This window comes from Streptomyces sp. a15 (genome assembly GCF_059026085.1).
This window is the reverse complement of sequence record NZ_JBWLKM010000037.1, coordinates 1-14,940: the sequence shown is the minus strand read 5'-3', so window position 1 is coordinate 14,940 and position 14,940 is coordinate 1. Positions and strand designations below refer to the sequence as shown.

The window sequence follows — 14,940 nt, the reverse complement described above, 5'->3', positions numbered from 1 at the left end:
CGCACTCACCTCTCTTTCCAGCACCTCACCAGTCCCTCAGCGCACATTGCAGGCCGAGATCTCCCGGAGGAAACGCATGATGCTGTACCTCGCCCAGGCCACCGGCGAACCGACAGGGGGCCTGGCCGGCTGGGCCGTCGATGTGATCGACGCACTCGGCGGGCCGGGGCTCACGTTGCTCACCACCCTGGACAGCATGCTTTTCGGGGCCCTCCCCGTCGACGTGCTGCTGCCGCTGATCGGGTACTCCGCCAGCCAGGGCGCCATCAACATCGGCGTCGCCATCGTCTGCGCCGCCGCGGGAGTGGTCGTGGGCAGTCTCGTCCAGTACACGCTCGGTGCGCGGCTCGGCCGTGACCGCGCGCGAGCGCTGCTGGTGAAGATCCCGGGCATCAAGCCGGAGACCGTCGACCGCGCCGAGGCATGGTTCGCGCGGCACGGTGCCAAGGCGGTGTTGTTCGGCCGGGCGCTGCCCGTCATCCGTCCCCTCATCTCCATACCGGCCGGGGTCGAGCGGATGGCGCTGCCGAAGTTCGTGGTACTCACCGCGATCGGCAGCCTGATGTGGAACGCCACTCTGCTGGGCTCCGGATACCTGCTCGGCGAGAACTGGCACCGGGTGGTCGACATCGTGGGTTATCTCCCGTACATCCTCCTCGGCGCCCTCGCCGTGGGTATCCCCTTCTTCATCAAGCGCCGCCACCGACGCCGGAAGAAAGCAGCGACCGCGATCGTCGAAACGAGCGCATCCAGGTGAGGTGACCTGGGGGGAGGCACACGCCCCTCAGCCGGCCGCGAGGTCCGCAGGGGCGCGCAAAGACGACAACTGTCTTGCAGTGTGCGACACGAAGTCGCACCACGTAAGCCGAGCGTTCAGGCCCAAGAGCGCCCCGGCCATCGGGGAGCCACACGTGAGGGGAAGGCTGGACGGCGCGGCCTGCTGGTAGCCGACGGCGTGCGGTGTGACGAGTACTGCAGTGCCCACTGAACGTGTACGCGGCCGATCAGTGCGTGGCCGCCGCCCGCAACCTGCTCCACCCCGAGACCCGCAAGCCGTTCGCACCGGTGCCGTACTTCCGGTCCGACCAGTACGACATGAGAATCCAGTCGTACGGACATCTGCGCGGACATGACGAAGTCGCCATTGTGGAAGGCAATGTGATTGAGCGTCAGTTCGTGGCCGTCTATCCGCACCGGCGAGACACTGACCGGAGTCCTCGCGGTCGGCATGCCACCCAAGGCCATCCGCCCCTGGCGCCCGGCCACCGCCACTCGCGCCCTCTGGCGCCCCACGCCCTCCAGCCCGGCGCGCACGGACCTACTGCCCGAATCAGGAGCCGCCCCCACCCGCTCCTCCAGCTCCCTGACCATCCCGACGTCACCTCAGTCCGTTGCGGCCGCTCTCAGCCCCGCACCCCCACACGGAGGCCCACTCATGTCCAGAACACACCCGCCGGCCGCCCAGGCGGTGAATTCCCCTCCACCCCGGCTGAGTGCCGTGGTGGCGGTCCTCGCCTTCACCGGGATCGCCGGCGCGTTGACGCAGACCCTGGTGATCCCGATCGTCCCCCTTCTGCCCCGGCTGCTGGACGCCCAGGCTTCGGACACCGCCTGGGCCCTCACGGCCACACTGCTGTGCGGCGCTGTCGCCACCCCCGTGACGGGCCGGCTCGGCGACATGTACGGCAAGCGGCGCATACTCCTGCTCGGCGTCGGCCTGATGGTGCTGGGCTCGGTGATCTGCGCGCTGAGCGACTCCCTCGCTCCGCTGCTCGTCGGCCGGGCGTTGCAGGGCCTGGCGGCGGGCGTGGTGCCGCTGGGCGTGAGCATCATGCGTGACGTCCTGCCCGCCGAGAAACTGCCCGCGGCGACGGCGGCGATGCTCGGCTCGCTCGGCGTCGGCGCTGCCATGGGCCTGCCCGCCGCGGCGGTCATCGCCGACAACTTCGACTGGCACGTGCTGTTCTGGGTGTCCGCCGCCCTCGGCGCGGTCGCCGCCGGGCTCGTGGTCCTGCTGGTGCCCGAGTCGAGGGTGCGTACGGGCGGGCGCTTCGATCTGACGGGTGCGGTCGGCATGGCGGTGGGCCTGGTCTGCCTGCTGCTCGCAGTCTCCAAGGGCCACGACTGGGGATGGGGAAGCGGCACGGTCCTCTCCCTGTTCGCCGTGGCCGTGATCGTGCTGCCGCTGTGGGGCTGGTTCGAACTGCGCGCCCCGCAGCCCATGGTGGACCTGCGCACCACCGCACGACCGCAGGTACTGCTCACCAACCTCGCCGGGCTGGCGCTGGGCCTCGCCCTGTTCGCGATGAACCTGGTGTTGCCACAGTTGCTCACAATGCCTGAGGCCACCGGCTACGGTCTGGGCAAGTCCCTGGTCGTCACCGGCCTGGTCATGGCTCCGCAGGGTCTGATGATGATGGCGGTCTCTCCGTACGGAGCGCGCATCACCAAGGCCAAGGGGCCGAAGGTGACGCTCATGATCGGGTCCGTGATCGTGGGTGCGGGCTACCTCCTCACCATGGTGATGATGTCCGGGGTCTGGCAGGTCATCGTGGCCTCCTGCATCGTGGCGACCGGAGTGGGTTTCGCCTACGGCGCGCTGCCCGCGCTGATCATGGAAGCCGTGCCGGTGTCCGAGACCGCCGCCGCCAACGGCCTCAACGCCCTCATGCGTTCCGTCGGCACGACCGTCTCCAGCGCCGTCGCCGGCCTGATCCTGGCCCACATGACCGCCGACTTCCACGGCGTGCACATCCCGACGGAGAACGGCCTGAGGGCCGTCCTGGCCCTCGGCGTCGGCGCCGGTGCCCTCACCTTCACCTTCGCGAGCCTCATCCCCCGCAGACCGCCGACGGATGCCACTGCCCCGGCGGAGTCGGCCGCCGTGAAGACCGCGGGTGCGGAGTAAGGACGCTGCTGCCAGCAAGTAGGAAGCTGCATGTTCGGTGCCCACACGCCTGCACACCGTGCTCCGTGGGCGTGTGGGCACCGCTTTCATCATCGGCGCGCACCGGTGCCTTCACTTCTGGTCCGGTCTCTATGCGCTCACTGGTTACAGTCCCTTGAGAACGCGAATGCGGTCCGCCTTCATGCGCCGGGCGACGGCGGTGTCGAAGGCGATGGCTTCGAAGGCGTGCGGAATGGAGGGGTGGACGTGGAGTTCGGTGCTCACTCCCGCTGCTGCGGTCCGCCGCGCGTAGTCGATGTCCTCATCCCGGAGGATATCGAGTTCGAGGGCCTCCATGTAGAGCGGAGGCATGCCCGTGGCATCCTTCATCCGTGCCGGCGCCGCATAGGGTGACACGTCGGGGCCGCCGCACGCGGGGCCGAGCAGTGCCTCCCATGCGGTCGCGTTGTCCTCGTAGCTCCAGGTGGTCAGGCCGGCGAGTGCCAGGTCAGGAGTCGTGGTGCGGTCATCCAGCATGGGGTAGAGCAGGATCTGCTGGGCGATCGCCGGGCCGCTCCGGTCACGTGCCAGCAAGGCCAGGCCGGCCGCCACCCCGCCGCCGCCACTGTCCCCCATGACCGCGATGCGTGCCGGGTCGACACCGAGTTCCCCGGCGTGTTCCGCCAGCCAGGTCAATCCGGCGTAAGCGTCTTCGACGGGAGTGGGGTGGGGATACTCGGGGGCGAGGCGGTACTCCACCGACAGGAACGGAACACCGCTGGACGACACATAACGGGACACGGTTCCGTCGTAGAGCGAGACGCTGCTGAATATCATGCCGCCGCCGTGAAGGAAGAGCACGGCGGCCCCAGGCTGGGCGCCTTCCTTGGCATACCAGCGCAGCAGCAGCTTGGCACCGTCACCGGTTGTGGTCTCGAAGTCCTTGACCACCACATCGTCCGGCCTGGGCTGCGCCGCGTCGATCATGGCGTGAACGGGTTCCATCGTGCTGCGACGTGCCGCGACATCCCCGACGGGCCTATGGACAGAGGGGAATTCTCCCGGTGCACCGAAGATTTCGACTACCTCGGGGTCCCAAGAAGATGACATGTTTGCGCCTTGCTTTGTGAGTGGCGCTGGAGGTTCGTCACGCACGTCGTGTCTCAACACCTACCTGCTGTGCTGACGACTCTTCGTTGGCACGACCCACCAGCGATCGTATTTTCTGGACATCGGAGTACGGGTAACTCGAAAAGCCAGGGCGGCCGGGGCTCCAGAACCGCTCCCGTCCCCATGCTCGGTGGGGCACGGGGGCCTCTGGTTCGGGCGGGCCTCGCGGTCGACTGGTGTGAGCCCCTTGTCGCGGGTTACTGCCAGGTCGGCATCATTGCCGCCGGGTAGCGGGAGCCGGCCGCTCCGTGCGGAAGGATCTCCTGGATGCGGGCGAGGTCCTCGGACGTGAGCGTGACCTGCGCGGCGGCCACGTTCTCTGCCAGACGCCGCGGGCTGCGGGTGCCCGGGATGGGCACGATGTCGTCGCCCTGTGCGAGCAGCCAGGCCAGTGCCAGCTGGGTGACCGTGATGCCCTTGCTCTTCGCCAGCGCGGTCAGCTCGCGGATCGCGGCGAGGTTCTTCTCGTAGTTGCCGGGCTGCCAGCGGTCGTCCTTGCCGCGCATGTCGTAGGCGGAGTATTCGGCGGCCGGCTTGACGGCGCCGGTGAGGAAGCCGCGGCCCAGCGGAGAACAGGGCACGAAGCCGATGCCCAGTTCCCGGACGACCGGCAGGACGTCGGCCTCCACGGCTCGCTCGAACACCGAGTACTCGGTCTGGAGCACCGAGACCGGGTGGACGGCGTGGGCGCGGCGGATGGTTTCGGGGCCGGCCTCGCTCAGGCCGAGGTAGCGGACCTTGCCTTCGGCGATCAGCTCGCCGACCGTACCCGCCACGTCCTCGATGGGGACATCCGGGTCGACGCGGTGCTGGTACAGCACGTCGATGTGGTCGGTGCCCAGGTGGCGCAAGCTGTTCTCGGTGACCTCGCGGATGTGCTCGGGGCGGCTATCCAGGGCAGCTCCGAGCCTGGTTGGATCGGAGAGATCGAAACCGAACTTGGTCGCGATCAGGATGTCGCCGCGGAAGCTCTTCACGGCGCGCCCGAGGAGCTGCTCGTTACTGCCGCTGCCCAAGCCGTACAGCTCAGTCGTGTCGAAGAGGGTCACCCCGAGTTCGTAGGCCCGGTTGATGGTGGCGATGCTGCTCTGATCGTCCGAAGCCCCGTAGGCCATCGTCATGCCCATCGTGCCCAGGCCGATCGTCCCGGCCTTGAGGCCCTGGCCGCCGAGGGCGCGCAAGGGCAGGTTCGTGGTGTGCTGTGCCATGCCCTCAACGCTAGGGACACGGCACCCGGAGGTCATGGGGCACCAATCGCATAGAATTGCCTGATCCTGTCAGTGAAGGAGTGCGTCGTGCTGGACCGACTCGCCGCGGCAATCGACCGTCACTGCGTGGGACTGGGTTCGGACACCGCTGTCCCCCGGCTCTTCCTGGCCTCGGTCGAAGAGCCCGTCGAGCCCTTCGACGTGCTGTACGAACCGATGATCTGCTTCGTCGCCGGCGGCGTGAAACGCACCACTGCGGGAGAACTCAGCCAGGTGGCGCACCCCGGCGAGATGCACCTCACCACGATCGACCTGCCCGTCACCGTCGAGCTGGAGCAGGTGCCCTACCGGGCCGCCGTCATGCAACCCGACGACCAGGCACTCACCGAGCTGCTCGTCGAGCTCGACGAGACCGGTCAGAGCGCCCCGCTGTCCGCCGGGGGCCAGGTCCACGCGCCGATGACACCGGAACTCGTCGACGCGGTCACCCGCTGGGTCCAGCTCCTCGACAGCCCCGAAGACATCCGCCCCCTCGCCGCCCGGATCGAAAGCGAGATCCTCTACCGGCTGCTGCGCAGCTCCCTCGGCCCCGTCCTGCGCCAGTGGTCGCTGTCAGACTCGGCTACGACCCGGGTGCGCGAGGTGGCCCGATGGATATGCGAGCACTACACCGAGCCGCTCAGCATCGACGCGATCGCCGCCGCGGCGCGCATGAGCCCCGCCAGCCTGCACCGGCACTTCAAAGCGGCCACCGGCATGAGCCCGCTCAAGTACCAGAAAAACCTGCGGCTCCAGGAGGCGCGGCGGCGCCTGGTCGCCGGCGACGCCACCGCGGCCCAGATCGCTCAGGCGGTCGGATACGTGAGCGCCACCCAGTTCAACCGCGAGTACCGCAGCACCTACGGCCTCCCGCCGGGCCAGGACGCCGCCCGGCTACGCACTCGACTCACCCACAACCGCACGGCCACAACACGGCTGGCATAGGTCCAGGAAGCCAGACACCGAGTGTGAGTACAGGGCGGGGTCATTCCAAGGGCGTAGCCAGGCTTGCGCCAGGGATCGGCTCGACGTCATACGGCCCGGCAAGGCAGTCAGGTGGCGAGGCCGGCGTCGCGGGCCACGAGGGCGGCTTGGACGCGGTTGGTGACCTCCAGCACGGTCAGGATGCGGCTGACGTGGGCCTTGACGGTGCTCTCGCGCATGGCGAGGCGGCTGGCGATGTCGGCGTTGGTGTCGCCCTGGGCGAGCAGGGCGAGTACGTCGCGTTCGCGGGGGGTGAGCCGGTCGAGGCGGGCCTGGGCGGCGGTGGCCTGGGGTTGGTTGGTGGCGTGGTAGCGGTCGATGAGGCGGCGGGCCGCGGTGGGGTGGAGCATGGCCGAGCCGGCGGCCACCAGGTGTATGGCGCGCAGGATTTCGGCGGGGTCGGTGTCCTTGAGCAGGAATCCGTCGGCTCCGGCGGCGAGGGCGTCGTAGACGTACTCGTCGAGGTCGAAGGTGGTCAGGGTGATCACCTTCGGAGGGTGGGGCAGGGCTCGTAGCCGGGTGGTGGCGGTGATGCCGTCCATGCGGGGCATGCGTACGTCGACGAGGGCGACATCGATGCGGTGGGCGGTGGCCTGCTCGATGGCCTGGAGGCCATCTGCCGCCTGGGCGACCACTTCGATGCCCGGGTCGCCGTCGAGGAGGTCGGCTAGGCCGAGGCGGACCAGGGCATCGTCGTCGACGATCATGGCGCGGATCATGTGCGGGTGCCGTTCTGTTCGATGGCGGCGGGTTGGGGGATGCGGGCGGCCACGCGCCAGGCGCCCGCGCCGGCCGGTCCGGCGCTCAGGTGGCCGCCGAGGGTGGTGACGCGTTCCCGCAGGCCGATGAGTCCGTAGCCGCTGCCGACGGTGTCCGTGCGGGGAGTGCCGGGGGTGTTGGTGACCTCGACGCGTGTGGCCGGCGGCCGGTAGTCGACGCGTACCGTCACCGCGGCCCCGTCGGCGTGCTTGCGGGCGTTGGTCAGTGCTTCCTGGACGATGCGGTACACGGCCAGCCGGTGGGTGGTGGGCGCCTGACCCGAAAGGCCGTCGGAGGTCAGCTCGACGTGCTGGCCGGCGGCACGGGCTTCTTCGACCAGCTCCCGTACTTCTCTCACGACCGGTGTGAGTGCGGCACGTGTCTGCGTGGCGTCGGGCTCGCGCAGGGCACCGAGCACATCGCGCAGGTCGGCGAGGGCTTCGACGGACGTCGTCCGCAGCAGGCCGAGTCGCTCGGCGACCGGCGGGGGCAGCGTGTCGCTCCTGGTGGTCAGCACACCGGTGTGCAGGGCGATCAGACTGAGCCGGTGCGCGAGAACGTCATGCATCTCGGCGGCGATACGGGATCGTTCCGAGACCCGTGCGGCCTCTTCGCGCAGCTGCGCCTCGACGCGCAGATGCTCCACGTCGGAGGCCAGTGCCTGGACCAGACGCCGACGGTTACCGAGCCACAGTCCGACGACGACGGCGAAGAGCAGCACCAACAGCGCGGACACGTACCGCTGTTCAGCCCACACCCGGGTTTCCGGCCAGCCGAGCAGATTGGCGCCCAGCGCAACGACGGCGCAGCCCACCGCCACCTGCATCCGGCGGGCCACGGCCAGGTCGAACATGACGATTCCCAGCAGCGGCACCGTGAGCCATCCCCACCACGTGGTGACCGCGGTGACCAGGAACGGCGCGAGAGGCCATCGCAGCCGCGGCACGAGCAGGGCCACCGCGCACACCATTGCCGAGGCGATGACCGGCACCAGGTACTGACCGCCGCTGATCGATGCGCCGTTCACCGCGGCGGCCAGCGCGAGAAACGCCACGAGTCCTACGCGTCCGACGACCGCTGCCCACCTCGGGGCCCTGCTCCTGTTCACCTTCGTGATCCTAGGCAGACTCCTGCTCCTTTCCGTCCGACGATCGGCGATGTCCACCCCCGACTTTCGTAGGGGGAAGCCGTCGCAGAACGGAGGATCCGATACCGGGCGCCGCTTTCTAGCGTCAATTCCATGAACGACTGGACCACCTCCCACGACCGTGTCCTGGCGCAGCGCAATGCCGAAGGCTGGACGTTCCTGATCGAAGCGGCCCGTGATCTGCGCACCACGGGCGCTATAGCCCCCAGCGGCAAGGCCCTGGCCCGCATGCTCACCGACCCCGTACGTGCCCAGGCGTCCCGTCCACTGGCAGTGCTGGAAGCCGGTGCCGGCACCGGTCCGGTCACTCGGGCCCTGATACCGCAGCTTTCCCGGGGCAGCCGCCTGGACATCGTCGAGGCCAACCCGCGTTTCGCCTCGCGACTGCGCCATCTCGTCACCACGCACCCGCACCTGGCAGGCAGGCCCGGTCAGGTGACCGTGCGCCAGACTTACGTCGAGCAATTCGACACCGACCAGCGCTACGACGTGATCGTCTCGGGGCTGCCGCTGACCAACTTCACGCCCGTGCAGGTCGAGCGCATCATGGCCCACTACATGGAACTCCTCCACCCCGGCGGCATACTCACCTACTTCGCCTACCTGGGCACGCGTAAAGCCCGCGCTTTCACGGCTTCGCGGGCCGAAGCCCGCCGCCACGCCGCCGTGGACGAGATCATGGCCGCCTACCAGCGCACCTACGCCACAGGCCGCTGGACGGTATGGGCCAACCTTCCCCCCGCCTGCGTCTGGCACCTGCAACGACCCCTCCTCGTCTCCGCGGACCACCCCGAGCCGCAGTTCGACGGGGCGAGGCGGTGAACGCGCTCTCCGACATCCTCGGCCACCTCCCGCCGACCGCGGCGTACGCGGTGGTGATTGCTGCGGTCCTGGCCGAGTCGATCCTTCTCGTCGGCGCTTTCGTCCCCACGCTCACCCTGCTCCTGACCGCCGGCGCGCTGGCCCGCACCGGCCACATCAGCCTTCTCTTCCTCATTGCTGCCGCGGCCGGCGCCGTAGTGGCGGGTGACTTCCTCGCCCATCGCACCGGTAGGTTCCTCGGTGACCGGCTGCGCGGAGGCCGCATGGGCCGTCGCATTCCGGGTGCCGCCTGGGGCCGGGCCGAGACGCTGATGACCCGCCACGGCGGCCGAGCGGTCTTCTTGGCCCGCTTCCTGCCGGTGGTGCGCACCCTCGCCCCGCACTCCGCGGGCGTCACCCGCCTGCCCTACCGACGCATCGCCCCGTACAGCGTCGTCGCCGCCTGCGTGTGGGCCACAGCGGAAGCAGGTGTCGGATACGTCGCCGCGACCTCTCTCCAGCGCGTCCTCACGCTGGGCGGCCCGGCCTTCGCCCTGGCCGCTCTGATGACGATCGGGGGCGCGCTGCTGTGGCGAAGGAAGCGCCGCCCGCTTCCTGAAGCCCAGGAACCGGCGCCCGAGCCCGCTACGCAGCCCTCCGCCATGTTCAGGCAGGTCTGACGAGGCCGGTGTCGTAGGCGAAGATCACGGCTTGGACCCGGTCCCGGACTCCGATCTTGGTGAGGATGCTGCTCACATGTGACTTGACGGTGGACTCGGCGAGGGAGAGGCGCTCGGCGATCTCGGTGTTGCTCCAGCCGGTCGCGATGGCGGTGAGGACCTCGCGTTCGCGGTTGGTGAGGCGGGCCAGCTGCCGTTGCTGTTCGGGTGTGTGGCCCGGCAGACGGCTGCCGAAGGCGTCGATGAGCTTGCGGGTCAGGCCGGGGGAGATGACGGCGTCTCCGGCGGCCACCGCGCGGATGCCGGCGACGAGTTCGTCGGGCAGGGCGTCTTTGAGCAGGAACCCGGATGCTCCGGCGCGCAGGGCGTCGTAGGCGTATTCGTCGAGGTCGAAGGTGGTCAGCACCAAGATGCGGGAGCGGCCGCCGGACTCGACGATGCGTCTGGTGGCCTCGATGCCGTCCATGCCGGGCATGCGGACGTCCATGAGGACGACGTCGGGCTTGAGCTCGGCGGCCTTGCGGACGGCTTCGGCGCCGTGGGTGGCTTCACCGATGAGGGTGAGGTCGGGGTGCTGTTCCAGGAGCATGCTGAAGCCGAGGCGTTGCAGGGCCTGGTCGTCGACGATGAGGACGGTGGTCATGTGCGGGGGTTCTCCGGTTTCCTCGTGGTGACGGGCGGGGTGGTCAGGAGGCGGGCGTGGACACTCCAGCCGCCTTCGCGGTTGGGTCCGGCGGTGACCTGGCCCTGGTAGATGGCCGCGCGCTCGCGCATGCCGACCAGACCGCGGCTGCTTCTGGCGCTCCGTCTCCGCGAGCGGGGTGCACGGAGAGGGCCGGTGTCCTCGACGACGACGTGGACCGTGCCGGAGCCGACGGTTACCCGGACGCTGATGGAGGTGTCGGCGGCGACGTATTTGAGGGTGTTGGTTAGGGCTTCCTGGACAATGCGGTAGACGGCGAGCTGGAGACCGGGGGCCAGCGCGGTGAGGTCGCCCTCGGTGCTGAGGGCGACGGCCGGGCCGGCGGCACGGACGCGTTCGATCAGCGGATCGAGGTCGGCCAGGCCGGGCTGCGGGGCGAGCGGGGCATCGTGCGGCCGGTCGTTGTCGTCGCCGATGACGGCGAGAAGGCGGCGCAGTTCGGCGAGGGCGCCGCGCCCGCTGTCGGCGATGATCTGCAGGGTCTCGGCGCCGCGCTTGGGCTTTGTCTCGGTCAGGCCCGCGGCGCCGTCGGCGAGACCGACGATCACGGCGAGGGTGTGGCCGAGGATGTCGTGCATCTCCTTCGAGACACGGGTGCGTTCCTGGGCGACGGCGAGGCGGGCCTGCTGCTCCTTCTCCTTCTGCAGGGCGGCGATGACGACGTTGACCAGGCGGGTGGCCAGGCCGAGGCCGGCCACGGCCGTCACCGTTACCATCCCCAGCAGCATGGCGGGTTCCGGGTGTGTGACGTATTTCAGCTGACCGCTGCTCCAGGACGTGGCGACCCAGGCGACCAGTTGTGCCAGGGCGATGGCGACGGCGAGGAGCAGCTGACGGGGGGTGCCGAAGCGGCCCACGTTGAACAGGGCCACGAGGCGGGCGACGTCGGCACTGGCGTTGGCGCCGTGGAGGGACCCTGTGTAGGTCGTCAGCACGGCGGTGGCAGTGGTGAGCGCGAAAACCAGCATGGGCCTGCGCTCCCGCCACAGCAGGGGAACAGCTAGGGCGACGGTGAGGACCAGCTCTTCGGCGACCCCGGATTCGCCGGCGGCATTGAGTATGGATGGCAGACCCAGGGCGGCGCAGAACAGTGGTACGCCCCACCGCCGGACCTGTGGGTGGGCCCGGTCCGCCCACCGCCAGGAAGACAGCCGGGCGATGATGGACACAATCACACGCTGCTCAGCATCGCTCGTCAGTGCCTCGGGCAGCTCGGGCCGGCTGGGGACGTGTCGACCGGGCCGGGAATCCCGTGGGGGCGTGGGAGTCAAGGTCTGTGCCCTTCGCGGTGCAGGCGAGCCGCTCGCCGATTCCGGGGGAATGGACCGACGAGCGGCGACTGGGGGAGAGCACCGACCGGGGCCGACCGCTCTTCCGTGATCGTACGGCTGACAACGGCTCGGTTCGGGGGTCGTCTTGCCCTGGTCAGCGCCCGCGCCGCCGGAGCCGAGGGCCGAATCCGGGGAGAAGGCGGCCGTGGGGTGGGCGTCGTGCTGGGCTTCGAGTGGGTGGCGCGGGTTCTCGCCCTCGAACACGGCGGAGGCGAGGCGGAGTCCGATGCCACGGCGAGTCTCAAGACGGCCACGATGGCCGACCAGGGCGCCAGGCGCCGAGCGCACGATCGCGGATGCCAGGACGGTGATCCACAACGTGACGACCAGTGATCGTGAGTGAAACGCTGACCGGCTTGAGTCGGTGGAGGACGGTGGCCACGGAATTGCTCCCGCCAGGAGAAGAGGTCAATGCGTGGACGGGCCTGACCCGGCCCGGGCTTCAACCTAGAAGCGGTATCGACTGGCGCTACGGCACTGCGGGAGGGAATGCGGCGACACCGGCTAGTACCGGGGTACTAGGGTTCATCCTCCTCGCGGCGTGAGGAGGGGTCCACGGTCTGCCTCACGGGGTCGGTGCGAGCGCGGCCGGGCGGAGGAAGCGGCGAGCGAGTGGTGTGCGGCGCGGTCAGGCCCGACTCGTAGGCGAAGGCAACGGCCTGGACCCGGCTGCGGGCGCCGATCTTGGTCAGGATGCGGCTGACGTGGGACTTCACGGTGGTCGGGGCGAGAGACAGGTGTTCGGCTATCTCGGTGGTGCTCCAGCCGGAGGCCACGGCGGCAAGGACCTGGCGTTCACGCTCGGTGAGCACGCCGAGCCGCTCCGTCGGAAGGGGGGCGAAGGTAGGCGGCCGTCGTCGGATGGTGTCGATGAGCCGACAGGTGAGAGCCGCTGGGATGACGGCGCCTCCGGCCGCCACCGCGCGGATGGCCGCAGTCAGCTCGTGCGGGGCGGTGTCTTCCGGGAGCAGGGCGTCGGCGCCTGCCGCCAGCGCGGCCCAGGCGTACCCGTCGAGCCCGACAGGGGAAAGCACCAGTACGCGGGGGCGGGGCGGGCCGTCGCCGTGCGCGATGCGGCGGAGGGTCTCGATCGAGTCTGCGCTGGGCTTGAGGATGTCCATGAGGACGACGTCCGGGCGGAGCGCGGCCGCCATTCGGACCGCCTCGGCACAGCCGGCCGCCTCGCCGACCGGGCTCAGGTCGGGCTCGGAATCCAGCAGGAGGCGGTAGCCGAGGCGTTGCAGCTCCTGGTCGTTGACGATGAGAACGGTGGGCATGCTGCCGGGGTTCTTCCTGTGTGGGGGCCATGCCGGCGACGAGCGCGATGGGGCGGGGTTGATCGGATGGGCCGGTCGCCGGCGGCTGGAAGTCCCCCGTGTCCTCCGGGCGTTCAGTCGCCGATCGCGCGGAGCACGGCGTTGGCCATGCCTTGCTCGCCGCGCACGTTCGGGTGTACGGCGGCGGCCGGGCTGCTGGGCCGCAGGGGCTCGATCCAGCGGGTGTTCTCTGCGGAGCAGGCGTCGTGGCCGACGGACGGGGAGTATGTGTCGACGTACGTCGCTCCGGCGGCCTCGGCCTGCTCGCGCAGCATGGTGTTGAGCTGCTTCTCCTTGTCGTGCAGGTAGGTCGCGTCACCGGGCGCGAGGGGCAGCTCCCCGCCGCAGCCTTTCCCTTCGGCGGGCAGGATCGCCGGATAGCCGACGACGTAGACCCGGGCCTTCGGCGCACGCCGTTCGATCTCGGCCAGCGCCACGGAAAGCTGCCGTCCGGTCGCCTGGATCTTCTGTCTCACTTCGTCGGCGCTCCCGTCGACGTACTGCTTCTTGCAGGGCGCGTTGTCGGAGAAGAGGCGGCCGCTGCCGGTCGCGCGGTACATCGCCCCCCTCGTGACGCATTTCGTGACCGTCGAGCCGAAGCCGATGTCGTTGCCGCCGATGCCGAGGGTGACCAGCCGGGTCCGTTTCGAGAGGGCCGAAAGCTGGGCGGGGTTGGTGCCGTTGGACGTCTTCTGCGGCGCGGTGAGGTCGGTGATGGTGGCGCCGCTGCAGCTGACATCACGGAAGTGGGAGGCTTTGACGCCGAGTTGGCGTGCCACCAGTGCGGGGTAGTTGTGGTCGGAGCGGTCGCAGCCGGCCGGTGTCCCGGACTGTCGGGGGATTTTCGGGCCGGAGGTGTAGGAGTCACCGAGAGCGGCGTAGGGCCCCGGCTGCGGTCGCTCGTCCCTGGAGCTGTCGTCGTTGCCGTCCGGCCGTCCGATGAGGACGGCGGTGAGTAGAACACCGCAGCTCATGATCCCGGCCAGACCTCCGCGTGCATACGGTCCCATGGGTTTCTCCTGTCGTCGTCACAGATGACCAACTGCTGGGCGGGCACCGCGGCGCGCAGGGGGCTGTGCACGGTGGGCGGCGGTGTCGGGAGCGGGACCGGCAGGGCCGGCTTGGGGAGGAAGAGGGCTCGTCCGGATCACGGCGGGGACGAGGCCGTTTGCGACCCTGCCGTCAAACTAGGCGGGAAAACGCGCTTGTCGTCGGCACCACGGGACCGAGTACGGCAGCGCCGAGTAGTACCGCGGTAGGAAGGCGCGTCGACTCGGGGCGGAGGTGCGGTCAGGTCGGCCGGGCGAGTCCCGTGTTGTGGGTCGTACGCCGATCCGAGCCAGGCGGCGATATCGGCCAGGGCCTCGCGCTCGCGCCGGGCAGGCCGGTCAGACGCGGGTCGGGGCGGTGCCGAGCCCGGGCCAGGCGATCCGCGCGATGAGGTATCCAGCAGGCGGCGCGGGATGGCGGGCGCGTCCACGGCGTAGCCGCGCGCGACCGACCTGATCCCCACCAGGAGTTCGTCCGAGCGGGCGTCCGCGAGCCGGAACCCGCCGGCTCCGGTGCGCACCGCGCTGTAGGCGTACTCGTGCAGTTCCGAAATGGTCAGCACCAGGGACCCGGGAGGTCCGCCGGACTCGACGATGTGCCGTGTGGTCTCGATACCGTCCATGCCGGGCATGCGGACATCCGGCAGGACGACATCGGCGGAGTTCGGCGGCCGTACGGACTGCTGCGCTGCCGCCCGCGGCCTCGCCGACGACACTGAGGTCGGGCTGGGCCTCCAGCAGCATGCTGAAGCCCAGGCCGCTGCAGGGCCTGGTCGCCGGCGATGAGAACGGTGTCAGACACTCCATGCCGTTAGAGGTCAAGCGGCTTGGAGGTGTGCGTGGTGCGACCATGCGGTCGCTTCGTC

The 14,940-nt window shown here is 69.7% G+C and carries 14 protein-coding genes; 5 read left to right on the top strand and 9 right to left on the bottom strand.

All coding sequences use genetic code 11. The features are described from left to right. Positions 1-76 precede the first annotated feature (76 nt). Together AC5P09_RS30385 and AC5P09_RS30380 are read left to right on the top strand one after the other, a co-directional pair. Positions 77-757, top strand: a complete 681-nt coding sequence (locus AC5P09_RS30385; protein WP_493876946.1) for a DedA family protein — start codon at positions 77-79, stop codon at positions 755-757. Positions 758-1,435: 678 nt separating this feature from the next. Then, entirely contained in the window at positions 1,436-2,908 is a 1,473-nt protein-coding gene (locus AC5P09_RS30380) for an MFS transporter (protein ID WP_493876945.1), read from the top strand. A 144-nt stretch (positions 2,909-3,052) separates the two neighbouring features. Here AC5P09_RS30380 and AC5P09_RS30375 read toward each other — a convergent pair whose 3' ends face one another. Together AC5P09_RS30375 and AC5P09_RS30370 are read right to left on the bottom strand one after the other, a co-directional pair. Then, the gene (locus AC5P09_RS30375) at positions 3,053-3,874 is read right to left on the bottom strand and encodes an alpha/beta hydrolase (protein WP_493876944.1); all 822 of its coding nucleotides are present in this window, start codon (positions 3,872-3,874) and stop codon (positions 3,053-3,055) included. 380 nt (positions 3,875-4,254) lie between these two features. Further along, the gene (locus AC5P09_RS30370; RefSeq protein ID WP_493876943.1) at positions 4,255-5,265 is read right to left on the bottom strand and encodes an aldo/keto reductase; all 1,011 of its coding nucleotides are present in this window, start codon (positions 5,263-5,265) and stop codon (positions 4,255-4,257) included. Between the two features lie 87 nt (positions 5,266-5,352). Here AC5P09_RS30370 and AC5P09_RS30365 point away from each other — a divergent pair, with 87 nt between their 5' ends. After that, on the top strand, positions 5,353-6,249 hold the full coding sequence (locus AC5P09_RS30365) for an AraC family transcriptional regulator (protein WP_493876942.1): 897 nt from the start codon (positions 5,353-5,355) through the stop codon (positions 6,247-6,249). Positions 6,250-6,356: 107 nt separating this feature from the next. Here the strand turns inward: AC5P09_RS30365 and AC5P09_RS30360 are convergent, their stop codons facing one another. Beyond that, entirely contained in the window at positions 6,357-7,007 is a 651-nt protein-coding gene (locus AC5P09_RS30360; RefSeq protein ID WP_493876941.1) for a response regulator, read from the bottom strand. Beyond that, positions 7,004-8,155 (bottom strand): sensor histidine kinase, encoded by a 1,152-nt coding sequence (locus AC5P09_RS30355; protein WP_493876940.1) that lies wholly within the window; start codon positions 8,153-8,155, stop codon positions 7,004-7,006. Before AC5P09_RS30355 ends, AC5P09_RS30360 begins: the two co-directional genes overlap by 4 nt. Before the next feature lie 132 nt (positions 8,156-8,287). On the opposite strand from AC5P09_RS30355, the gene AC5P09_RS30350 reads away from it, so the two are divergent. Beyond that, complete coding sequence (locus AC5P09_RS30350; RefSeq protein WP_493876939.1) at positions 8,288-9,016, top strand: class I SAM-dependent methyltransferase; 729 nt, start codon at positions 8,288-8,290, stop codon at positions 9,014-9,016. After that, positions 9,013-9,675: a DedA family protein gene (locus AC5P09_RS30345; RefSeq protein WP_493876938.1), complete on the top strand. Its 663-nt coding sequence runs from the start codon at positions 9,013-9,015 to the stop codon at positions 9,673-9,675. The genes AC5P09_RS30350 and AC5P09_RS30345 overlap by 4 nt, the downstream gene beginning before the upstream one ends. On the opposite strand, the gene AC5P09_RS30340 is transcribed toward AC5P09_RS30345, so the two are convergent. From AC5P09_RS30340 to AC5P09_RS30320, 5 genes are all read right to left on the bottom strand, one after another. Further along, positions 9,662-10,318 (bottom strand): response regulator, encoded by a 657-nt coding sequence (locus AC5P09_RS30340; protein WP_493876937.1) that lies wholly within the window; start codon positions 10,316-10,318, stop codon positions 9,662-9,664. The genes AC5P09_RS30345 and AC5P09_RS30340 overlap by 14 nt on opposite strands. Further along, complete coding sequence (locus tag AC5P09_RS30335) at positions 10,315-11,547, bottom strand: sensor histidine kinase (protein ID WP_493876936.1); 1,233 nt, start codon at positions 11,545-11,547, stop codon at positions 10,315-10,317. The genes AC5P09_RS30340 and AC5P09_RS30335 overlap by 4 nt, the downstream gene beginning before the upstream one ends. Positions 11,548-12,227: 680 nt before the next feature. Beyond that, positions 12,228-12,986 (bottom strand): response regulator transcription factor, encoded by a 759-nt coding sequence (locus AC5P09_RS30330; RefSeq protein WP_493876935.1) that lies wholly within the window; start codon positions 12,984-12,986, stop codon positions 12,228-12,230. 113 nt (positions 12,987-13,099) lie between these two features. Beyond that, positions 13,100-14,035, bottom strand: a complete 936-nt coding sequence (locus tag AC5P09_RS30325; protein WP_493876934.1) for an SGNH/GDSL hydrolase family protein — start codon at positions 14,033-14,035, stop codon at positions 13,100-13,102. 137 nt (positions 14,036-14,172) lie between these two features. Continuing rightward, entirely contained in the window at positions 14,173-14,790 is a 618-nt protein-coding gene (locus AC5P09_RS30320; protein WP_493876933.1) for a response regulator, read from the bottom strand. Positions 14,791-14,940 lie beyond the last annotated feature (150 nt).

What these genes read in the sequence shown, in the direction of transcription:
- AC5P09_RS30385 (WP_493876946.1), top strand. Translation starts at nt 77, where the DNA reads ATGATGCTGTACCTCGCCCAGGCCACCGGCGAACCGACAGGGGGCCTG.
- AC5P09_RS30380 (WP_493876945.1), top strand. Translation starts at nt 1,436, where the DNA reads ATGTCCAGAACACACCCGCCGGCCGCCCAGGCGGTGAATTCCCCTCCA.
- AC5P09_RS30375 (WP_493876944.1), bottom strand. Translation starts at nt 3,874, where the DNA reads ATGATCGACGCGGCGCAGCCCAGGCCGGACGATGTGGTGGTCAAGGAC.
- AC5P09_RS30370 (WP_493876943.1), bottom strand. Translation starts at nt 5,265, where the DNA reads ATGGCACAGCACACCACGAACCTGCCCTTGCGCGCCCTCGGCGGCCAG.
- AC5P09_RS30360 (WP_493876941.1), bottom strand. Translation starts at nt 7,007, where the DNA reads ATGATCCGCGCCATGATCGTCGACGACGATGCCCTGGTCCGCCTCGGC.
- AC5P09_RS30350 (WP_493876939.1), top strand. Translation starts at nt 8,288, where the DNA reads ATGAACGACTGGACCACCTCCCACGACCGTGTCCTGGCGCAGCGCAAT.
- AC5P09_RS30340 (WP_493876937.1), bottom strand. Translation starts at nt 10,318, where the DNA reads ATGACCACCGTCCTCATCGTCGACGACCAGGCCCTGCAACGCCTCGGC.
- AC5P09_RS30330 (WP_493876935.1), bottom strand. Translation starts at nt 12,986, where the DNA reads ATGCCCACCGTTCTCATCGTCAACGACCAGGAGCTGCAACGCCTCGGC.
- AC5P09_RS30325 (WP_493876934.1), bottom strand. Translation starts at nt 14,035, where the DNA reads ATGGGACCGTATGCACGCGGAGGTCTGGCCGGGATCATGAGCTGCGGT.